Source organism: Arthrobacter sp. CAN_A214 (assembly GCF_015751955.1).
Classification (GTDB): Bacteria; Actinomycetota; Actinomycetes; order Actinomycetales; family Micrococcaceae; genus Arthrobacter_D.
The window spans coordinates 1-1,494 of record NZ_JADOUU010000088.1; the positions used below are offsets into that span (position 1 = coordinate 1).

At 62.0% G+C, this 1,494-nt stretch carries 2 protein-coding genes; one reads left to right on the forward strand and one right to left on the reverse strand.

Annotated elements, in window-relative coordinates; genetic code table 11:
- Positions 1–21: 21 nt before the first annotated feature.
- The gene (locus tag IWX65_RS17535; protein ID WP_196884833.1) at positions 22–705 is read left to right on the forward strand and encodes a class F sortase; all 684 of its coding nucleotides are present in this window, start codon (positions 22–24) and stop codon (positions 703–705) included.
- A 171-nt stretch (positions 706–876) separates the two neighbouring features.
- Here the strand turns inward: IWX65_RS17535 and IWX65_RS17540 are convergent.
- Positions 877–1,494: FAD-dependent oxidoreductase (locus IWX65_RS17540; protein ID WP_196884834.1), on the reverse strand; the 618-nt coding region annotated here is incomplete at its 5' end.

Sequence of the window (1,494 nt, forward strand, 5' to 3'; positions counted from 1 at the left end):
AACTGATTGGACAAGCCCACCATGCTTAGATCATCCAGCGGACGTCGCGGAGGGTACTTTGCCTCAGCAGCAGTTGCCGCCCTCATCCTCACAGGCTGCGCAACAGAAACCCCGCCCCAAAGCCAGGAAACGGCGTCACCGCCGACGGTTTCCTCCACGCCCGCGGTGCCAACTCCCGCCCAGACAACTGCACCGCCCGCACCTGAAACTCCCGTTGCCGCAGCCCCCGCTCCGACCCAGTTGCCGGTCCTGCCCGAGTCAGCCCCGGTTTCATTCAGCATCCCCTCCATCGGCGCCGGATCAGAACTCCTTAACCTCGGGCTGCGTAACAACGGATCCCTCGAGGTTCCCCCCGATGGACCCGGTGCACCCGCGAGCTGGTACAACGACTCCCCCACCCCCGGGGAACGCGGACCAGCTGTCCTGCTCGGCCACGTCAACGCCACCGACGCAGGCCCCGGCGTCTTCGCGGACCTACGCAGCCTCAAGGCCGGCGACACTATCGACGTCGCCCGCGAAGACGGCACCACAGCAACCTTCGTCTTCGACCGCGGCGAGCAGTACCCCAAAAACCAGTTCCCAACCCAAACGGTCTACGGCAACACCGAAGGATCCGAACTACGCCTGATCACCTGCGACGGCTACGACCCGGACACCGGCGAATTCGACGACAACTACGTCGTCTACGCGAAACTAGTCACCTAAAACTGCGAACCCGACAGACGCTGCAGCTATCGCGGCGAGGACTCGGTTCTCGGGATGGCGAAAACCGACGACGGAGCTGCAAACAACCGCCAATCGTGGGCTGATAAACGCTCCGCGATCTTGGTTGAAGGGTCGCATCAATGGTCGGATACGGGTCGCTTTTCGCCGGTGTCAGATCATTGAGCCTAGATCCGATCCGATTGAGGGGTAGGTGGCGGTCGTCGATTTCAGTTGACGGGTGGTCAGGCCGTTTTTCATGGCCAGGCTGATGGTGTTGGCTAGTTCGGCGTATCCGGCTCCGAACAAGTGCGCGCCGATGATGCGGTCGTTTGCTTTATTGATCAGGATTTTGGTCGCGCCGGTGGTTTCGCCGATCCGGTAGTTTGAGTACCAACCACTGGTATCGGTGTAGCGGACCTCCACATCCAGGCCGCTGTCCCTGGCTTCGTGTTCGAGCATCCCGAGGCGGACGAGTTCGGGGATCGTGAAAACTGTTGTCGGAATCGCGGCGTAGTTGGGAACTATGGAACCGGATTTGAGCATGTTGGAAGCGGCTACTTTCGCTTCGATCACGGCCACCGGGGTCAGCGGCATCCCCGGGGTGTCAGCGGAATCACCCGCGGCGTAGACAGCAGGGTTCATCGTGCTTTGCAGGTGGCCGGCGACTTCCACGCCATGTTCGCCGTACGGTATATAGGCCTCTTCGAGGTTCAGCCGGGACAGGTCCGGGATCCGTCCGGCGCCGTGAACGACGAGGTCCGCATCAATTGTCGCCGGGCTGCCGGCCTG

Excerpts from the sequence above, each read along its gene's own strand:
- IWX65_RS17535 (WP_196884833.1), top strand. The coding sequence starts at position 22 with ATGCTTAGATCATCCAGCGGACGTCGCGGAGGGTACTTTGCCTCAGCA.